Origin of the sequence: Pedobacter soli (assembly GCF_900101435.1) — a bacterium.
GTDB lineage: Bacteria > Bacteroidota > Bacteroidia > Sphingobacteriales > Sphingobacteriaceae > Pedobacter > Pedobacter soli.
On record NZ_FMZH01000001.1, the window covers coordinates 811515 to 830940 of the forward strand.

Below are 19426 nucleotides of genomic sequence, written 5' to 3' on the forward strand. Positions count from 1 at the left end.
AAAAAATTAAGTCAATAAATACCCTTACCCATTTAGTGGTGAAGGGATTAATTATTTTCCAAAAGCATAGCATGACTGGAAACCTCATGGTTCCAAAAGGGAAGGGAAGAAAAATGAATTAATACTTGTATGCAAAACAACTTTTTATAATTTTGCACGTATTAATATAACAACTCTATTCCTGCCAACCCTATTGGCACGAATGATATCATAAAGGCCTGAGCTGTTTGGTCGCACTCAGGTCTTTAATCAACCACTCCTATCATTCTAAGCAAATTTAAGGTTTCTTAAATACTTAGTATTAACGAGTTATCCACAATAACATCGCTAATCTTTTTAGTTCAATTTGTAAGTTTTAGCCATCTTGCCAATCTTCGCCATAACATCTTTTACTGGCTGTTCAAGCTCCTTTCCCATTTTCAAATACTCATTAGCATCTTTTTGCCCACTTAAATCCAAAAAAGCAAAATATAACGGTTTGAGAATATCCTTCAAGTTATTAACCGAATCGAAGATTGTAGCAACCTCCTCATATCTACCCCGCAACACCAAAAGCATTATGACATCACTCACCAGCCTTTGATCATTTTCTCCTTCGAAGTCAACATTTCGCTGGTTTTTTATGAAAACTTCGACCGAAGACGAGTAATTGCCATTCCACGCTAGAATAAATGCATTTTTCAGGATAAAATAGGGATTATGCTCACTGTCATCAATTTCCTCAATTAACCTGGTTGCCTTCTTTTTACTCGGCCTTATCTCGGTATAAAGCATAAGTAAAAAATAATAAAGCAGATAATATTCATATCCGTGCTTGTTGCCCTTTACGAACATTTTTCTGGCATCTTCAAGAACCTGCATCTCATCGAAATCCCCTAAAAGATGTTCGTCATAATCTTTAGGTGCAAATATCTTCGAAAGCCCCTTATATACTAGAAACTCAGGATCAGAACTAAATTTTTCATCATTCTCTTTAAGTATAGTCAAAGCCTTAATCTTGCTTTCATCTGAATTATCTTTCATCAAATAAAGGTCTAGTAAGGGCCTAGTAAAACCATCGTCCACTTTCATTCCCAGAAGGATATATTTTTCGGCCTCTTCATAATCTTGCTGCTGCATTAAAAAGTCAACAAGCATCCCTATAGAATTAGAGTCTTTTTCATTCAAGCGTTCCATATAAAGTGCTTTGGCTTTCTCAACTTTATCTAAAGAAATATAGAAATTTGCTTTGGCTTCCAGCACACGATCGTCACGAGTATGATCTAAATCATCTATGCACTTTTGCGCCCTTTCATCGTCATTCACTAGCTGGTAAAAAGTACTTAACAAAAACGTTTGAGTTTCATTTTCAGTTTCTATGCTCTCAATTACACCGAACGCCCTGTCACGGTCTCCAAGAGCCGCGTAATTCCAGGCCAAAAGAATATCCCTGCTCTGATCGGGATGCTCAATCGCATTCAACAGATCGATCGCACCGCTATAGTCCTTATTTCTATAAAGCTCCATAGCTCCAAAAAGCTGCTTTCCAGTCAGATCAGGCAACTCCTTACGCTGCTCTTCAGTTAGGATAGCCGATGTTGCCACATAAAGTTTATTGAGACTTAAGATATCGAGATGTTTGGAGCCAATAAGTGCCTCTGTTAATAAGATTGCCGACTTCGCATGATATTTACCGCTTTTCAGCAATTTGATATGACGTTTTAAAAAAACCTCAAAACCCTTCTCATCCTCATACCATAATTCCAAAAATCTGGTTAACCAGATTACTTTGCGCCGATCTTTACGATCACCATGCCGCATTAAGTACCAAATATTAAAGAAACGTTCCTTTAGCTGGTAAAGATTATTTTTGGTAGAAGTTTCCTTCTTATCAATAACATTATTTTTCTCCAACTGCTGCAACTGAGCCGATATCAATTTGGTAGAAATCGAACGCCCATCGTCACGTAAATGAACGGCAATATCCTTGGTGCTCATCGCATCCCATTGTTTAGCTACCACATCGATGATCCTGCGCTGTTGGACCGGCAAATCCTCTATACGATGTTTATAAAGTGGCGTAACCCGGTCCAGCACCAGCTGCAAATCCGTTAATGCCGACCCATCCTGATCTGCCAAAACAACCTCATAAACCAACATCAAAGTACGTATTACCCCGCCTGTGAGCACAGCAAGCGTCTCCAACTTGGCTTTATTTTTTACAAGATCGATTTTCACATTTCCCTTCTCTGAAAGACTACTTAATAATTCCAGTGTTTCTTCCCTTGTTAAACCGACCAATGGAATTATCCTGAAATGTTTAAACAGTGGCTCGGCATAATTCTTCTGATTGGTAACAACAATCGCTGAGGCGGCAACAATCCGGATCATATCACAGCTTCCCAAAATCTGCTCAAAGCGTTTCTTTTCCTTTTCTGTTAGATTATCAAGGAAAAGCTGGGTAAAATTATCAAAGAACAGGATAAGCTTCTTTTTACGGGTGGTCAGAATCTCTAAAAGATAATTAAAACATTTTTCTTCATAATCATCACTATCTAAGAAGAGCTCGGTATGTCCATAATAAAGTCCGTTAGTATCCCAATATTCGTCAAGATACTTTAGCATTTTCTCCCAAAGACCTGACAGCGAAGTTAGATCATAAGACTCCTCATTAAAAAAAATCGGCAAAAGCCAGCTTCTGAGCGATTCGGTATTTTCGATTTCATATTTCAATCGAAGCAAAAGAGTTGTCTTACCCATACCCCGCTGCCCCTGCAAAAGATAATGGCGCTGATCCCCCACCAAATCTTCCTTGGAAATAATTTCAAATATTTCACTGAAAATTTTTGTCCTAACAACAAAAGCATCAATAAGAGAACTTTTGGATTGGCTCGCTGGATTATATAACGTATGTTCTAACATTTTAGCAAAATATTTATTGCCAAATATAATGACAATAAATTTATTGCCAAAACAAATTGACAAAATATTTATTGCCATCATAAAATAATTTCCAAATAAGCTCTCCCTAACTTCGAATCCAATAGATTTCTACCCGTTCCTAGATTTTACCCTTCCGGTAATTCTCAATATCAGCCAAGACGAATTGATGTTCCAAAATTCCAGGGGATCAGAACAGTTTTAAGTTGATGAATTTATTTATTCACCGCATAAATGCGGTGAATACAACAATTATTTACCGCATGTTAGAATTTTCGCCGCAATTTTGCAGCGAATAACGCGATCATTCACCACATCAGCAATGAAGAGAGGAAGTTTCCACTTTGATCAGTCTATCTAATCCCCCCTAATCAAATGATGCAGTTTAGAAATCGAGATAAACAGGCTGAATTAACGACCATCAACCTGCGCTAATCTTATCTTCATTCCTGTGCAGAATAAAAATTCCTTTTCTTTCTTGCAGGCTTTCACCTTCCCCGACGCCAGTCGTATCTTCCTCTTCATCAGAATCACCCAGAAGCAGGTTTTTATCCGCAGCGATCCGTTTTGACTTATCCACGATCTTCGCATAAACCTCCGTATTCTTCAGCACCCGGTGCCCCAGCATTTTAGATACCGTATAAATATCAGTCCCTACCTCGAGCTGCAATGTCGCAAAGGTGTGCCGGAAACTATGGAAAGTGATATTCTTATCAATCCCCGCGTCCGAAAGCCATTTGGTAAAGAATGACTTCAGCCTGCTGTAAACAAGCCCCGGAAAAAGCAACTCTCCTCCAGCCCCTCTATCTCCCAGGTAACTATAAGCCTGATCAGAAATCGGAAGCACCTCTGCGCTTTCGGTCTTCTCCTGTGAAAACTGGATTTCAAAACTCCCAAACCTGCCCCTGATATTGAACCATTTCAACGTCGAAACATCCGACCAGCGAAGTCCCGTCAATCCTGAAAACATAGCCGCACATTTCATCAGTTCAGAATCAGTAGGCGTATTGGCCAACAGCCTAAACTCCTCCATTGTCAAACGTTCTTTATGCGTTTCCTTCGGCCTGATCGGATCTACCATACTGTGCAGATCGATCGGTATCAAGCGCTTTCTGTACAACACACGCAGCACCGCCCTGAATTTGGCAAAGTAACTCGCTGCCGTATTTCTTTTGATCGGCCTGCCGTACCGCGCTATCCCCGGACCACTGAGCAAATAATTCTTAAAATCCTCACAGAGATAATCGGTCAGTTCCGGCAGTATGATCTCCCTTCCACAAAAGGCAATAAAATAGCGCAGGGACATTTCCCACTGGTCATGGACACCCTGCCTCCTTTGCCTGGCCACCTGCCGGTACACGTCGATGAAACTCGCTTCCCTTTCATGCTCCGATACCAGCCCAAAGCGCCTGTTCTGGAGTTCGATCTGCCTCTGCGCACACACGGTATTGGCCGTAATCAATGTCTGCTTATTATGCTTCCGCTGGAAGTCGTTTTCGGGTTTGGTAAAAAGATATAATCTCAGACAGACAAAACGGGTGCTCTTTCCCGTTGCCGGATTTAATAGCGGTGGATAGTAATCCAAAAAAAGGGTCTGTCTATTGTTCCTGAGCGCTTTCGCTCTAAGTTTTACGTTGGACATATTTAGTTTTATAATTGGTTAGACAGGCATTTTTTCGATGCCTTTAAATATTATTTAATCATTTATATTTCCACTGATCAAGATAAATCTGATTCATCGGAATGGGTAGAAGGTGGCTGGTCAGTTTCCCAGCGGGAATGTTATTTTGTGGAGCCATAAAAATGCTAAAAGCAAATATATTTTCAAAGCAAAACGGCCATAAATACACATACAAGTAACTGAATAACAAATCATTATCTCCGTAATTATTCAAATTTTACCGTTATTACCATACTGCTTTTCAGCGGTGATTTTCATTCATTGCTCATTAAGCACAGTTCTCCCATTTACCACAATTCTCCAGCTCCGTGCTAATGGCTGCTTTCGGGAATGTAGCGGCACTCCTCAAACATTTTATCGATGAAGCTTTTCAGGATGATTGTTTTCTTTGGTGAGGGCCTGATTACGGTGAGTTTGCCTTCCTTAATTAATTTGTAGATAGCATTTTTAGAGCAGCTCAGGTATTTAGCTGCCTGCAGTACGTTAAAGACCTGGTCTTTGGGATTACTGTTCATAAGATATTTGGTTAAGATTAAAATTTACTCGGTATTACAATGGATTCAGCGCGCATCTTTCGGGATTTTGTCTATCGCCCGTTTCAGATAGTACACGTATTGCCCCACCCGCAATTTGGGCACATTCCGTCTCTTGAAGATGGCGTACAAAAGTCCCCGCTCCTTTCCCAGGAGCTGAACGCATTCTTCTATTGAATAGCAGTCCGATATTCTGATCGGCTTCGAAGCCAGCCGCTGATTGGCTCTGCGTTCTCCATCCAGTGGATCTGCTCTTGGGGCCGACTTCTGTTTATAAAGCCTGTCTACCGCATCCTTTGGGATCAGAATCTCTTTGCCGACTTTGACCTTCTGTATCCCGCTCCGCTGCAGCATGGTATAGACCGCTTCCCTGGATTTTCCAAATAAAGCAATGACCTGGGCGGTGGTATAATAACTCGCAGCGGATTCATCATCCCCCTTTTGTGTTTCAACCGGCTTTTTAGCTACAGTTTTCAGCCACATCTGCTGGTCAAAAAGAGAGAGAAAATCTTCACGTAACACCACAGTTTTGCGCGTGTGTATCTTTGCGGCCTTCAGTGCCCCGCTATTGATCATTCCATAAACCGTTCCCCTGTGCGAGCGAAGCAGCCCGGCAACTTCAGCCACCGACAGCACTTCCCTGTCCAAATGTGAAACCTGGTATTTAAAGCCCCGGGATACAGTTTCAAGATCAGAAGCCTGTACCTTATCCGCTCTGGTTTTGGATTTATAGTACCTGGAATTACATACTTTGCCACAGAACCTCGTCACCGTCTTTTTGGCGATGAAAGTCTGGTTACAGTACTCACATTTCCTTAAAATTTTCAGATTACTGCTCATAAGTTAAGTCACCCATTTCCGTGCTTCATCGTGCTTCCATGTGCTTCTATGTACAGTTAATACTCCACATCGAACATACAATGCACTATCTAGTTTCACTTGCCAAAAAAAGCTACAGAAACGCAACAAAACTATGGGTAACAGGGGCAAATTACAGAAATATCGGAAATAAAAAAATCGCTAATTAGTTAACAATTAGCGATTTACTTGTCGTTTTTAGTCAATAGTCGACTAAATCCATAGGATTACTTGCCGATACAAAACTTAGTAAAAATATTCTCCAGCAAATCATCTGTAGTTACAGTACCAGTAATCTCGCCCAAATAGTGTAAGGCCTGCTTAATGTCCATAGCCAGAAAATCAGAAGTAACTGGGTTATCAACGTTATCGAGTACGCGCTGTAAAGCATGTTCGGTTTGTTTCAAAGCCTCAACGTGACGGATATTGGTTACCAGGGTTTCGCTCGTATTGATGTGATGGAGATTTACCTGTTCAAGCAAAGTTGTTTTCAGGGCTTCGATACCTTGTTTTTCCTTAGCCGAAATAAATACCACATTCAGGTTTTCGAAAGCCTTGCGTTGCGCTTCGGTCATCAGATCTGCTTTATTTACCAGAATCAAATATGGAATAGCCAACTGCTCGAGACCGCGTAACTGCTCTTCAATTTCTGCAATGCTTTGGCCAGCATCGGCCATGTAAATAATCAATTTGGCCTGTTTCATTTTTTCGAGCGTCCGCTCCACCCCTAATGCCTCAATAATATCAGCTGTATCTCGGATACCGGCTGTATCAATGAAACGGAAAACCACACCACCAATGGTCAGTTCATCTTCAATGGTGTCGCGTGTGGTACCTGCAATGTCAGATACAATAGCGCGCTCTTCATTTAGCAACGCATTTAGCAGGGTCGATTTACCCACGTTAGGCTTACCGGCAATTACAATCGGAACGCCGTTTTTAATTACGTTGCCCATCTCGAAAGAAGAAATGAGACGCTGCAGTACATAATTAATTTTGTTGACCAGGTTTTTCAACTGTTCACGGTTGGCAAATTCTACATCTTCTTCAGCAAAATCGAGTTCGAGCTCTATCATCGAAGCAAAATGGATCAGTTGCTCGCGTAGCCCCTTCAGCTCATTTGCAAAACCACCACGCATCTGCTGCATGGCCACATCATGCGAAGCTTTGGAATTAGAAGCAATTAAATCGGCTACCGCTTCGGCCTGACTTAAATCAAAAGCACCGTTTAAGAAAGCGCGCAAGGTAAATTCGCCGGGTTTGGCCGCCCTTGCTCCTTTGCTAATCAACAGGTTAATAATTTGCTGAATAATATAGTTGGAGCCATGACATGAAATTTCGACCACGTTTTCTTTGGTGTACGATTTCGGTGCGACGTATAAACCTGCTACCACCTCGTCGATAATTTGGTTACCATCTTTAACCAGGCCAAAATGCAAGGTGTGCGAAGCTTGCTTTTCCAGATCTTTACCTGCAAAAACGGCATTGGTAAGTGAAATGGCTTCTGGTCCCGATAAACGGATAACGCCAATGGCGCCCGATCCGGGAGGGGTAGATAATGCGATGATGGTATCCTGATTGTTCATGTGCAATTGTAAAAGCTGCAAAAATAAGCCTAATCCCCGGGTATATGGTGTTCAGGAAGTAATTTTTTTCACAATTCGTTCAATGGTTTATTCATCATTGGTTCATTAACAAATTGTCATTGAGAAACCTGGCTGGTACGAGCTGAGGTAATCTATTATTATTGTGTTTTGGTTATTGCTATTTGGTCATTGTTTTTTGGTCATTAGCTCTAAATTTATCACAATGCAAAACTTAACTAACTTTACCTGATCAAAACATTTTTGATACAATGCTGTTAAACATCCATCAGATAAGCTATATATGACTAACAATTTACCACTAACCGTTAAACGATCGATAGAATTACTGGGCCTCATGGCCATTGTTGCTGTTATGGTTGTAGGGCGCGATATTATCATGCCCATACTCATGGCCTTTTTCATCAGCATTATGCTCTTGCCGGTTTACCGCTTTTTAAAAAGAAAAAAAGTACCCGAATCGCTCGCCATTATCATTTCCATTATACTGGTAGCACTCTTTGTTGCGCTTATCGTTTGGTTTTTCTCCAATCAGATCGGTATCCTGGTTAAAGATTTTCCGCAAATTAAGGCCAATGTAACTCAGCATATTAATTCGCTCAGCGACTGGATTAGCCGCATTACCCATTACGATGATAAACAACAAAAAGCCTTTATTCAGGCCAAAAGCGATGACCTGATGAACATGGGTACTTCGCTTGCAGGTGGTGCAGCTGTAACACTTAGCGGCATTTTCGTATTTATCGGCTTATTGCCCATTTATATCTACCTGATGCTGTTTTACAAGGACATTTTGCTCCGGTTTATTTTTATGTGGTTTAAAACAGACGATCATCCAAAGGTGAAAGAAGCCATTTACGAAACGGAATCTATCATTAAAAGTTACCTGATTGGTTTGCTTATTCAGATCACCTATATGACCATTTTATTGGGTGGCATATTAATGTTAATCGGCATTAAACACGCTCTGCTAATTGGGGTTATTTTCGCCATCTTAAACCTTATCCCCTATGTAGGCGCTTTAATTGGCAATATTATCGGGGTACTGTTAACACTTACCTCTTCGCAAGAGCTTTGGCCAGTGATTACTGTATTGGGCGTAATTGCATTTGTACAGTTTCTAGACAATAATATTCTAATGCCACGCATTGTGGGCTCTAAAGTAAAAATCAATGCTTTATTTGCCATTTTAGGCGTGTTCATAGGCGGTAGCATTGCAGGGGTATCGGGTATGTTCCTCGCTTTACCTATTGTAGCAGTACTAAAAATTATCTTCGATCGTACCGAATCGTTTAAACAATGGGGTGTTTTATTGGGCGATGAAAGGCCAGCCAAAAGCCCTATGTCTTTCCCCGCGTTTAGGAAAAGGAAACCTGTGGCTACGAAATCGGGACTGGAAGGGAAATAGTCAATAGTCCATAGTCCATAGTCCATAGTCCATAGTCCATAGTATGGAAAAGAAAAAGCATCGCAGGTTTAATCCCGGCGATGCTTTTTTATTTACAATCCTTGTTGAAAGTGATAAGAAACTTGCCACTATTAACTCTTTTTCTCAAATCTCACATCTCCTGTCTCAAATCTCTTTTTTACATCTTGATGCTATACACCCGTTTTCAAAATATCGTAAGCAAATCTCAAAATTGTTCCGAAAACCACGATTAAAAAGAACACCCTTACAAATTTATTCCCCTTCAACAAGGCCAGTTTTGTACCGAAAAAAGCACCACTGAGGTTAAAGATAGCCATGGGTATGGCGTACTGAAACAAGATGTGACCGGTAGAACTAAAATAAAGAATGGCAGCCAGATTGGTGGCTATGTTTACAATTTTGGCATGTGCACTGGCGCCAATAAAATCAAAACCCAGTACAGCAATGAAAACCAGAATCAGAAAAGAACCTGTACCCGGACCAATTAAGCCATCATAAAAACCAATAATCAGTCCGAATATACCTGCCAGTAAAACCTGCTTTACCACCGCATATGTTTTCTCCTGGTGAATGCCAAATTGTTTATTTAAATAAGTATACAGGGCCACAAAAACCAATACGACCAGAATAATGGGCTTAATAACCGAATTATCAATCCGGCTAACCAGATAGGCGCCTAAGAGTGCAGCAAAAAAGGCGGTTACCGCACAGGCGGCAAGTACCCGGTAATTAAATTTAACCTGCCTGGCATATTTAAAAGCAGCAAGCGTGGTACCTGCTATCGATGGGATTTTGGTCGTTCCTAAAAGTGTAGCAACAGGGTAGTTAGGCAAAATAAGTAAAATGGCGGGAGTTTGTAATAAACCTCCGCCACCTACTATAGCATCTATAAATCCGGCTGCAAAAGCAACCGTACAAAGTAAAATCAATTCAGTTGCCATCTGCTAACGTGTCAGTCCTTTTCCATCTTACCTCTTCCATTTTACATGTTGTATATTGTAACACTACATTCTTTCCGGAGAGGTGATGCCCAGAATCAGCATTCCGGCATAAATAATATCGGCAGTTTTTTTACAAAGGTTTAAGCGGAATTGTTTTTCTGCCCCTTCTTCCATTTTAAGGATATGCGGAACCTCGTGATAAAACTTATTGAACAATTTGGCTAATTCGTATAAATAGTTAGCTAAACTCGCCGGGCTGTAAGCTTTAGCAGCAATGGCAATTTCTGCAGGATATTTTGCCAGTTGCAAAATCATTTCCAGTTCTACAGGCAAAATTTCAGCCGGTTTTGTTGCAGTTAATTGGTAATTAGCTTTCGCCAGTAAAGATTTAATCCTGGCGTGGGTATACTGAATAAACGGACCGGTATTACCCTGAAAATCGATACTCTCTGCCGGATTGAACAACAAACGTTTTTTAGGTTCCACCTTTAGTAAGAAATACTTTAAAGCACCTAACCCGATGTTTTTGTAAAGCTCGTCTTTATCTTCCTGAGGGAAATCGTTGGTTTTACCCAATTCTTCAGTTTTTTCGCGTGCTGTGGTTACCATGCTTTCAATCAATTCATCGGCATCTACAACAGTTCCCTCACGACTTTTCATCTTTCCGTTCGGTAAATCTACCATCCCGTACGATAAGTGATATAAACCTTTTGCCCAGCTTTTACCCAGTTTCTCTAAAATAAGGAACAATACCTTAAAATGGTAATCCTGTTCGTTACCTACCACGTAAATCGACTCATCCATATTAAAATCGTCGTGTTTCATTTCGGCAGTACCCAAATCCTGGGTAATGTAAACCGAAGTACCATCGGCACGCAATACCAGTTTCTGGTCCAGGCCATCGGCCGTTAAATCAATCCATACCGAGCCATCTTCCTTTTTAAAGAAAACACCTTTGGCCAGCCCTTCATCAACCGTACCTTTTCCTAATAGGTAAGTATTGCTTTCGTAGTAAAACTTATCAAAATCAACCCCCAGGTTTTTATAGGTAATATTAAAACCGGCATAAACCCATTCGTTCATGGTTTTCCAAAGCGAAACCACTTCATCATCTCCCTGCTCCCACTTTAAAAGCATTTGTTGTGCTTCTTTAATTAATGGCGCGTTTTTCTTGGCTTCTTCTTCGGTTTGCCCCTCAGCTTTTAAAGCATCAATCTCTTTTTTATATTCTTTATCAAATATTACATAATACCTGCCAACCAAATGGTCGCCCTTTTCGCCTGTACTTTCAGGAGTTTCGCCATTGCCCCATTTCTGCCAGGCCAGCATCGATTTACAAATGTGAATACCACGGTCGTTAACCAGGTTTACCTTTACTACATCGTAACCATAGGCTTTAAGCAATTCGGAAACCGAATAACCCAATAAGTTATTGCGCACGTGCCCCAGGTGAAGCGGTTTGTTGGTATTGGGCGATGAATATTCTACCATTACCTTTTTCCCGTTTGATGGGTATAATCCAAAATCAGGCGTTAAAACTTCGTCGTTAAACTGCTTTAAGAAATAACTTTCGGCAATGCTGAGGTTCAAAAAGCCTTTAACTACATTAAATTTGGTAATATCCTCTACATGGGCCACTAAATATTCGCCAATTTCGGTTGCCGTTTGCTCAGGCGATTTTTTAGAGATTTTAGTAATCGGAAAAACTACAATGGTTGCCTGACCTTCAAATTCTTTACGGGTTTCCTGTATATTGATTACACTTTCAGCTACTTCTTCTTTATAAAGCTCCAAAATAGCTTGCTGTGTCTCGGTAATAATAAAATTCATGGCGTAAAAATAGCGATTAAAGCGGAAAGGGCAAAGCAGAAAGACTAAAGCCGGCTAACCAATATCTAAAATACCAATCACTTTCAGTTTGAAAAGGTTCAGTTGTGCCAGTCGGTTATTTCAGTCCTCCTTTACGCTGTAGTCCCGATTATTTCGATGAAAAATCGAAAATCGGGAGCTGCCGCTTCAATGAGGTTTATCGTTGTCGGTTCTGTGCAATAAAAAAGGCCGCAAGCGCCACCCCTACTCAAATCTGGCATCTCAATTCTCATATCTGATTTTTTCTGATAGCTTTGTAACAACTAATTTATTTATGAGCGAGCAGAATCTAAACTTTAAAGTGAATGTAAACACCGAAATCGGCAGGTTGCGTAAATTATTAATTCATAGCCCCGATAGTGGTTTGGGCAAAGTGGTACCTTCAAAAGCGCAGGACTGGCTTTTCGAAGATATTGTACATTTAGATACCATCCGCAAGGGCGAATACGATTATTACATCAAACTGCTGATGTATTTTTTAGATCCCGGCAAGATAAAAGGCAAACTGGCCGAAATTGATTCGGAAGCTGCCAACAGAAATTTCTATAAACCCAACCATCCCGATTTTCACAACTCGACTGCTGTAATCGAAATCCAGAATTTATTGAGCGAAATGCTGGAGGATGAATCCATCCGGAAAAAACTCGTTGCGGCAGTTTGTGCCATTGAGGGCTGTACCTATAAAGTGCAAACCGCGCTAACCAATACGCCTGCTAAAGAATTGGCCGAGATTTTTATTTCGGGCACACTGGCCAACGATACCATGATTTTTGCGCCAATTCCCAACCTGATTTTTACGCGCGATGTGGGCACTACCATTAACAACCACATCCTGTTAAATAAACCGGCAAAAAAGGCCCGCGTACGCGAAACGCTTTTAATGCGCTATATTTTCTTTAATCACCCGCTGTTTGAAAGCTACCGCAATAACATCCTCGAAATTCCGGATGTAACCATGCATTTTTTGCGCCCTGGCGATGAACCTGCTTTCAGCACTACGCTTGAAGGTGGTGACGTGATGATGGTGAGCCCCAACCACGTATTAATTGGCTGTAGCGAGCGTACATCAGAACATGGAGCCAATGAAGCCATTAAACTCTTGTTTGAGCAGAACGTGGTAGAAAAAGTAACCGTAGTAAAAATACCGAGTAAGCGCGATTACATGCACCTGGATACCGTTTTTACGCAGGTTAAACGCAATACCTGGGTCATTTTAAATTCAATTGCGCACTCGCCAAAATACAATCCTTACGAGCCGATCAACTTCTTAAAAGAGCCCGAAAAGCTTGAAGCTACTACTGCCATTCAGTTTACTAAAGCCAACCCGCAAGAGCCTAAACATTTCGAGCATGTAGAAGCTTTACTGAACGATATTAGTCAGAACGATTTAAAGAGTACCGAACCCACAAAGATTATTTACAGCGGTAACAATACTTTCCCTTACGATTCGAGAGAACAATGGACCGATTCTTGTAACTTACTGGCCATTAAAGAAGGGGTAGTTTTGGGTTACGACAGGAACGATAAAACTGTTGAGGCTTTTAAAGCAGCTGGTTTTAATGTGGTTGATGTAAAAGATTTAATCCAGGATCTTGAAAGTGGCAAGGTAAATACCGAAACCATTACAGATACGCTAATTTTAATGCCATCAGCAGAACTTTCGCGCGCACGTGGCGGTTTCCACTGCATGAGTTTACCTGTTTTAAGAGACAATTTGTAAAATGTAAGATGGTAATGGGTGATGGAAATAGTTAACAAAATAATCTCATCTTTATACTCATTACCTATTACTTGTTACTTGATACCTAATACTTGATACCCATTACGAATACTTGATACCTCAAAATGCAAACTACCAGCCATATCCTCATGATCCGCCCGGTCGACTTTAAGTTTAACGAGCAAACCGCTGCGAACAATAAATTTCAGGTAGCATCCGAAACACAGGGTGTGCAGGCGCAAGCCTTAAAAGAGTTTGATGGTTTTGTTGAACTGTTGAGGCAAAACGATGTGGATGTTACTGTAGTTGACGATACCCTGCAGCCAGAAACCCCTGATTCTATTTTTCCGAACAACTGGGTTTCTTTTCACGAAGATGGCTCGGTTTACCTCTACCCCATGTTTTCTGAAAATCGCCGTTTAGAGCGGCGAAAAGAAATATTGGATGGGCTGAATACCCGTTTTGAAGTAAACCATGTAAGCGACCTGAGCTTTTACGAAATGCAGCATGCTTTTTTAGAAGGCACAGGCAGTATGGTGTTAGATCGCGCCAATAAAATTGCCTATGCTTGTTTAAGTGTACGTACAGATGAAGAAGTTTTAGATAACTTTTGCATGCTTACCGGTTATGAACCCGTGGCTTTCCAGGCAGTAGATAGCGATAATTTCCCGATTTACCACACCAACGTGATGATGTGCATTGGCGATCGTTTTGCTGTAATCTGTCTCGATTCCATCCGCAACCCGGAAGAGCGGCTACAGGTAAGCATCAGTTTAAAAGGAAGTGGAAAAGAGATTATCGAAATCAACCTGGGGCAAATGAATAAATTTGCGGGCAATATGTTACAGGTTGCTAATGCTGCCGGCGAAAATTTACTGGTGATGTCAGAGCAGGCTTATTTATCACTTAATCCTGAGCAGATTGTTGCCTTAGAGCAATACAGCCGCATCATTTACGCACCACTTTACACTATCGAAAAAAATGGTGGTGGTAGCGCCAGGTGTATGCTGGCCGAAATCCATTTACCAGAGAAGTAAAAACCAAACAGGCTATTCCTAAAAGTTTTATTACTTTCGCCGAAAATTTTGAATCAGATGTCTTTACTACAACAATTACAAACCCGGTCGGGAAATAAATGCGAATTATGCACAGCCGAAAATAACTTATCGGTTTATGAAGTGCCCCCAACCAGCAATGCCAATGGCGATAACAGCATTTTAGTTTGTAAAACCTGTTTAGACCAGATTGAAAAAAGCGAGCAGCTTGATGCCGGTCACTGGAAAATTTTAACAGAAACCATGTGGTCGGAATTTGCGCCCGTTCAGGTGGTAGCCTGGCGTATGTTAAGTCGCCTGAGAAATGAAGGTTGGGCTGCAGATAGCCTGGACATTTTATACCTCGACGATGAAACTTTAGAATGGGCTAAAAAAACCGGCGACCACGAGCAGGAAGGCACAGTAGAATTTCATCAGGATAGCAACGGTGCCCGTTTATTTGAAGGCGATACCGTAGTGTTGGTTAAAACACTCGATGTTAAAGGCTCAACACTCAGTGCCAAACTCGGTACAGTGGTAAAAAACATCCGCCTGGTGCACGATAATACCGAGCAGATTGAGGGTAAGGTAGAAGGACAAACCATTGTGATTTTAACAAAATATTTAAGGAAAGGTTAACCAACCTACCGTATCTCATTAGTGCTGGCGCGCGTTTCTAACGCGTGCCTAAATAGCTTAACGATTGTATCGTTATAAACCATATGCTACACTTTGGTTCGCAGCTGTGAAACATGGTATTTTTGCCACGGAAACACTGAACACACGGAAAAGCCTTCGCATGAAGGCATCTCGCTATAAAACCCTAAATAGCAGAACGGTCCCTGCCACCTAAACCTGATCGTAACGGACACGAGTGCAACGAGTAAAGTGTAGAGCAGGCCCAACCCAAACCTATAAAAAACAGGAACTTGCTTTCCTAAAACAAACCAATTATATTACTGAATTACAAGCAGGTAAATAAAAAAACCGCTCTGTTTTTTTTAAAAAATATTTCATATTCAAATTTTGTCGTTAGGCTAAGCGTTTCTCTACAGTAAAAATATTATCAATAGCGTTTATTTCTCGATTTAAAATTACATTTTTGCAAAAATTATTTAAAAGTAAATGCAGAGTTACTCAGAATTTCTCGATCTAAGCGTTGGCTTTCCACAGGAAGGCTTTGATGTTATAGATGATGAATTATATTTTCAGGATTTAAACCTGATGGAAATGATTGAAACTTACGGTACTCCCCTACGTTTCACGTACTTACCCATGGTGAGTAAGAAAATTCAACAGGCGAAGATTCTTTTCCAGACTGCCATTTTAAAAAACAACTACCGTGGCGATTATAAATATTGCTATTGTACCAAAAGCTCACACTTCAGGCACATTGTTGAAGAAGCGCTGAAGAACAACATCCACCTGGAAACTTCTTCGGCTTTTGATATGCCTATGGTTGATGCGCTGGAGAAAAAAGGTGCTTTAACTAAAGATACCACCATTATCTGCAACGGATTTAAAACTTACCAGTACAAACAGTATATCATCGATATGCTTCACGATGGTTACACCAATATTATTCCGGTTTTAGATAACAAAGAGGAATTTAACCTTTTTGATGATGAGGTAGATATCGATACACCTTGTAACCTGGGTATTCGTATCGCTGCTGAGGAGCAACCAGATTCGCAATTCTATACCTCGCGTTTAGGTGTGCGTATGGAAGATGTAATTGAGTTTTACAACAATAAAATTGTACACAATCCTAATTTCAGGGTAAAACTGTTGCACTTCTTCATCAATTCAGGTATTACCGATTCGCCATACTACTGGAACGAGTTAGAGAAATACGTAACCCTTTATTGCAAATTCAAGAAAATCAACCCTGATCTGGATACCCTCGATATTGGTGGTGGTATGCCATTTAAAGATTCGCTGGTTTTCGATTTCGATTACGAATACATGGTAAACGAAATTGTAAAAAGGATTAAAGAAATCTGCGCCATTCACGAAGTGATGGAACCAGATATCATTACCGAATTTGGTAAATACACTGTTGCTGAGGCTTCGGGTATTTTATATAAAGTTTTGGGCCGTAAACAACAAAACGACCGCGAACGCTGGTTAATGCTGGATGGTTCTTTCATTACCAACTTACCAGATGTTTGGGCATTGAACCAAAAATACATCTTATTACCAATTAATAACTGGGATGCTGAATACGAACGTGTTAACTTAGGAGGTATTACCTGCGATGGGCAGGATTACTATAACCAGGAAGCACACATGAACAGTGTATTTATGCCTAAAACCCGTAAAGTACAGTATTTGGGCTTCTTCCATACCGGAGCATACCAGGAAGTACTGAGTGGATATGGCGGTATACACCATTGCTTGTTGCCTAGTCCGAAACATGTGTTGATTCGCAGAAACCGCGATGAAAGTTTCAACTTTGAAGTTTTTGGCGAAGAACAAAACAGTAAGCAAGTACTGAAGATATTGGGCTATTAATTTAGTTGACAGTTTTCAGTTGGAAGTTTGCAGTTAGCATAACTTATTTAAAGCGCTCGGTTTTCTAAGCGCTTTTTTTGTATGTAACAGTTTTGCTTAATTGAAATTTGTTTTTATTATATTTGAGTATGGCAGACGAAGAAAAGAAATTGTTAGAACGAATAACCATTATCCCAGGATTAATGGGTGGTAAGCCTACCATTAGAGGTAATCGGTTCACTGTGATCGATATTCTCGAATTATTATCGTCAGGAATGACGAAAGAAGAAATTTTAGAGGAGCATCCCATCCTCGAAAGTGAAGATATAAAAGCTGCACTGCTTTTTAGCGCTAAACAACTTAGGGATGACTACATTTACGAATAATTGGGAATTTTGGCTTGACGAGAATATTTCTCCTATCATTTCAAAATGGCTAACGGATGAAATCAATATTAAATGTAATTCATTTCATTTTCTGAAATTAAACAAAACTCCCGATCTTGAAATCTATCATCTCGCACGCCATCAAGAAAAAGTGATCATCATCTCGAAAGATGAAGATTATCGGGAACTTGTCGCCTGGAAAGGGCCACCTCCAAAGTTAATTTCAATCCAATTCGGAAATTGCTCCAACAAAATATTCTGGGAAAAACTAAAAGCTAAAATTTACGATGCCATAGACAAGCTAATCTATGGAGATTTAGATATATTTGACATCAAATAACATTACCATGAAATTCGGCCAAGTAGAAGACCCCTCGATAATAGATTTTAAACTCCCAGCTGATGCGCCCGAAACTGCAGCAGTTTTAGCAGCCAATAAATCCAAACAGGCTTTCAAAGCTTCTGTAGGCTGTGCAAAATGGAATAAGGCCGATTTAAAAGGCTTTTACCCAAAAGGTACTAAAGATGAGTTAACGTACTATGCTACGCAATTTAATTCAATTGAACTCAATGCAACCTTTTATGGCATGCCTTCAAGCGAGCAGGTAATCACCTGGACACAAAAAACGCCTGCAGATTTTAAATTCTTCCCGAAATTAACCAATACCATTAGTCACTTTAAAAGGCTGATTAACGTAAAAGAACCCGTAGAACAGTTTTGCGATGCCATTAGCAATTTTGAAGATAAATTGGGCATGGCTTTTCTTCAGCTGCACGACAACTTTAAGCCAAAAGATTTTGAGCGACTTAAAACCGTAATTACCGAGTTTCCGAAAGTAATTCCATTGGGTGTAGAAGTGCGTAACGAAGAATGGTTCTCGAACCAGGCTATTGCCAGCGAGTTTGCCCAATTGTTTGCAGAAAATGGTGTAGCCAATATCATTGTCGATACTGCCGGACGCCGCGATATGCTGCATATGCGCCTAACTACCCCAACTGCTTTTGTACGTTATGTAGGTGCCAATCACGAAAGCGATTATACCCGTTTAGATGAATGGGTAGAAAGAATTGTGCAATGGAAAGCACAAGGACTTGAAAACCTGTATTTCTTTGTACACCAGAATGTAGAGCTGGCCTCGCCCCTGTTATCGGCTTACTTTATCGAGAAATTAAACAAGGCCATTGGAACAGATTTAAAAATTCCGGTATTGGCTACCACCACGCCGACATTGTTTTAAACTTACCGTTAGTCGGGATTTGTAATCCCGACTTGCATAAACGCTGGATTTTTAATCCACCTTAAAAGAAGATTACACAGTTAGTCCGGATTTTAAATCCGGACTGTATGAACTGTGGATTTTTAATCCACCAATGGTTTGTGTAACCACGAACCATTTTCTTTCCTATAAACGCATTGTGTTTAAACCCTCCTGTAAACCGTTTCTGTAGCTTTAGCTTCTTCCCCTTCTGGCGAAACATTATAGGCTGTTAGCACGAATTCATCAGCATTGCTTACTGCTAAAACTGTACGCCAGCCCCATAACTGTTCTCCATATTCCGGACTGCCATATTCACCAAAAACAGCAAAACCATTTCCGGTCGCCTCGCCGCCAGAAAGCATAATCTGCGTTCCCATGTGGAAACTATCTATCCAGCTTATCCTGAACTTTTGGTAAGGAATATCGAAACCAATAATCATTTTACCTTCAAAAGGTTTGCTTTCTAAACTACCCTGATAATCAAAAGAAATAAAACGGGCACCCAAAATGGAAGTAATCTCACCTTCAGATGGCGATTCATCTGCCAGGATATCTTTTTCAAACCAGGTTTTGGTACTGCCTTGCCAACGGCCAACCAGTTTTTGTAATTGTTGATGAGCACCATCTTCCAAAGACTGCTCGAATTTACTTTTCGCCATATCCAAACTTATAAAATATAATCCACCTGCTATAATTGTAA

At 40.5% G+C, this 19426-nt stretch carries 16 protein-coding genes; 8 read left to right on the plus strand and 8 right to left on the minus strand.

All coding sequences use genetic code 11. The features are described from left to right. Window positions 1-336: 336 nt before the first annotated feature. The 5 genes from BLR37_RS03260 to mnmE form a co-directional block, all read right to left on the minus strand. The gene (locus BLR37_RS03260) at window positions 337-2982 is read right to left on the minus strand and encodes a hypothetical protein (protein WP_090764439.1); all 2646 of its coding nucleotides are present in this window, start codon (window positions 2980-2982) and stop codon (window positions 337-339) included. A gap of 358 nt (window positions 2983-3340) precedes the next feature. After that, complete coding sequence (locus tag BLR37_RS03265; RefSeq protein ID WP_090764442.1) at window positions 3341-4561, minus strand: tyrosine-type recombinase/integrase; 1221 nt, start codon at window positions 4559-4561, stop codon at window positions 3341-3343. Window positions 4562-4911: 350 nt separating this feature from the next. Then, window positions 4912-5115, minus strand: coding sequence for a helix-turn-helix domain-containing protein (locus tag BLR37_RS03270; RefSeq protein WP_090764445.1), 204 nt, complete (start codon window positions 5113-5115; stop codon window positions 4912-4914). A 45-nt stretch (window positions 5116-5160) separates the two neighbouring features. Continuing rightward, window positions 5161-5973 carry a helix-turn-helix domain-containing protein gene (locus BLR37_RS03275; protein WP_090764448.1) on the minus strand — a complete coding sequence of 271 codons (813 nt, stop codon included), beginning with the start codon at window positions 5971-5973 and terminating at the stop codon, window positions 5161-5163. 245 nt (window positions 5974-6218) lie between these two features. Further along, complete coding sequence (gene mnmE / locus BLR37_RS03280; RefSeq protein WP_090764451.1) at window positions 6219-7577, minus strand: tRNA uridine-5-carboxymethylaminomethyl(34) synthesis GTPase MnmE; 1359 nt, start codon at window positions 7575-7577, stop codon at window positions 6219-6221. Window positions 7578-7878: 301 nt separating this feature from the next. Between mnmE and BLR37_RS03285 the strand changes: the two genes are divergently transcribed. Beyond that, window positions 7879-9003 (plus strand): AI-2E family transporter, encoded by a 1125-nt coding sequence (locus BLR37_RS03285; RefSeq protein WP_090764455.1) that lies wholly within the window; start codon window positions 7879-7881, stop codon window positions 9001-9003. 191 nt (window positions 9004-9194) lie between these two features. On the opposite strand, the gene BLR37_RS03290 is transcribed toward BLR37_RS03285, so the two are convergent. Further along, window positions 9195-9965: a sulfite exporter TauE/SafE family protein gene (locus tag BLR37_RS03290; RefSeq protein ID WP_090764458.1), complete on the minus strand. Its 771-nt coding sequence runs from the start codon at window positions 9963-9965 to the stop codon at window positions 9195-9197. A 63-nt stretch (window positions 9966-10028) separates the two neighbouring features. Continuing rightward, window positions 10029-11795: an arginine--tRNA ligase gene (argS, locus tag BLR37_RS03295; RefSeq protein WP_090764461.1), complete on the minus strand. Its 1767-nt coding sequence runs from the start codon at window positions 11793-11795 to the stop codon at window positions 10029-10031. Window positions 11796-12108: 313 nt separating this feature from the next. Here argS and BLR37_RS03300 point away from each other — a divergent pair, with 313 nt between their 5' ends. The 7 genes from BLR37_RS03300 to BLR37_RS03330 all read left to right on the plus strand — a co-directional run bounded on the left by BLR37_RS03300 (window position 12109) and on the right by BLR37_RS03330 (window position 18705). Further along, a complete protein-coding gene (locus BLR37_RS03300; RefSeq protein WP_090764464.1) occupies window positions 12109-13554 on the plus strand; it encodes an arginine deiminase family protein in 1446 nt (481 codons plus the stop codon). 125 nt (window positions 13555-13679) lie between these two features. Further along, a complete protein-coding gene (gene ctlX, locus BLR37_RS03305) occupies window positions 13680-14591 on the plus strand; it encodes a citrulline utilization hydrolase CtlX (RefSeq protein WP_090764468.1) in 912 nt (303 codons plus the stop codon). Window positions 14592-14648: 57 nt separating this feature from the next. Next, complete coding sequence (locus BLR37_RS03310) at window positions 14649-15227, plus strand: PhnA domain-containing protein (RefSeq protein ID WP_090764471.1); 579 nt, start codon at window positions 14649-14651, stop codon at window positions 15225-15227. A gap of 486 nt (window positions 15228-15713) precedes the next feature. Then, window positions 15714-17102: an arginine decarboxylase gene (locus BLR37_RS03315; protein ID WP_090764474.1), complete on the plus strand. Its 1389-nt coding sequence runs from the start codon at window positions 15714-15716 to the stop codon at window positions 17100-17102. 128 nt (window positions 17103-17230) lie between these two features. Then, complete coding sequence (locus BLR37_RS03320) at window positions 17231-17467, plus strand: DUF433 domain-containing protein (protein ID WP_090764477.1); 237 nt, start codon at window positions 17231-17233, stop codon at window positions 17465-17467. Next, window positions 17448-17807 carry a DUF5615 family PIN-like protein gene (locus tag BLR37_RS03325; protein ID WP_090764480.1) on the plus strand — a complete coding sequence of 120 codons (360 nt, stop codon included), beginning with the start codon at window positions 17448-17450 and terminating at the stop codon, window positions 17805-17807. The genes BLR37_RS03320 and BLR37_RS03325 overlap by 20 nt, the downstream gene beginning before the upstream one ends. 7 nt (window positions 17808-17814) lie before the next feature. Beyond that, on the plus strand, window positions 17815-18705 hold the full coding sequence (locus BLR37_RS03330; protein ID WP_090764483.1) for a DUF72 domain-containing protein: 891 nt from the start codon (window positions 17815-17817) through the stop codon (window positions 18703-18705). 182 nt (window positions 18706-18887) lie between these two features. Here BLR37_RS03330 and BLR37_RS03335 read toward each other — a convergent pair whose 3' ends face one another. After that, window positions 18888-19385 (minus strand): DUF1579 domain-containing protein, encoded by a 498-nt coding sequence (locus BLR37_RS03335; protein WP_090764486.1) that lies wholly within the window; start codon window positions 19383-19385, stop codon window positions 18888-18890. Window positions 19386-19426 lie beyond the last annotated feature (41 nt).

Bases quoted from the DNA above. Each gene is read 5' to 3' on its own strand.
- BLR37_RS03260 (WP_090764439.1), bottom strand. From the start codon at position 2,982: ATGATGGCAATAAATATTTTGTCAATTTGTTTTGGCAATAAATTTATT.
- BLR37_RS03290 (WP_090764458.1), bottom strand. From the start codon at position 9,965: ATGGCAACTGAATTGATTTTACTTTGTACGGTTGCTTTTGCAGCCGGA.
- argS (WP_090764461.1), bottom strand. From the start codon at position 11,795: ATGAATTTTATTATTACCGAGACACAGCAAGCTATTTTGGAGCTTTAT.
- BLR37_RS03325 (WP_090764480.1), top strand. From the start codon at position 17,448: ATGACTACATTTACGAATAATTGGGAATTTTGGCTTGACGAGAATATT.
- mnmE (WP_090764451.1), bottom strand. From the start codon at position 7,577: ATGAACAATCAGGATACCATCATCGCATTATCTACCCCTCCCGGATCG.
- BLR37_RS03310 (WP_090764471.1), top strand. From the start codon at position 14,649: ATGTCTTTACTACAACAATTACAAACCCGGTCGGGAAATAAATGCGAA.
- ctlX (WP_090764468.1), top strand. From the start codon at position 13,680: ATGCAAACTACCAGCCATATCCTCATGATCCGCCCGGTCGACTTTAAG.
- BLR37_RS03300 (WP_090764464.1), top strand. From the start codon at position 12,109: ATGAGCGAGCAGAATCTAAACTTTAAAGTGAATGTAAACACCGAAATC.
- BLR37_RS03320 (WP_090764477.1), top strand. From the start codon at position 17,231: ATGGCAGACGAAGAAAAGAAATTGTTAGAACGAATAACCATTATCCCA.
- BLR37_RS03330 (WP_090764483.1), top strand. From the start codon at position 17,815: ATGAAATTCGGCCAAGTAGAAGACCCCTCGATAATAGATTTTAAACTC.
- BLR37_RS03265 (WP_090764442.1), bottom strand. From the start codon at position 4,561: ATGTCCAACGTAAAACTTAGAGCGAAAGCGCTCAGGAACAATAGACAG.
- BLR37_RS03335 (WP_090764486.1), bottom strand. From the start codon at position 19,385: ATGGCGAAAAGTAAATTCGAGCAGTCTTTGGAAGATGGTGCTCATCAA.
- BLR37_RS03275 (WP_090764448.1), bottom strand. From the start codon at position 5,973: ATGAGCAGTAATCTGAAAATTTTAAGGAAATGTGAGTACTGTAACCAG.
- BLR37_RS03315 (WP_090764474.1), top strand. From the start codon at position 15,714: ATGCAGAGTTACTCAGAATTTCTCGATCTAAGCGTTGGCTTTCCACAG.
- BLR37_RS03285 (WP_090764455.1), top strand. From the start codon at position 7,879: ATGACTAACAATTTACCACTAACCGTTAAACGATCGATAGAATTACTG.
- BLR37_RS03270 (WP_090764445.1), bottom strand. From the start codon at position 5,115: ATGAACAGTAATCCCAAAGACCAGGTCTTTAACGTACTGCAGGCAGCT.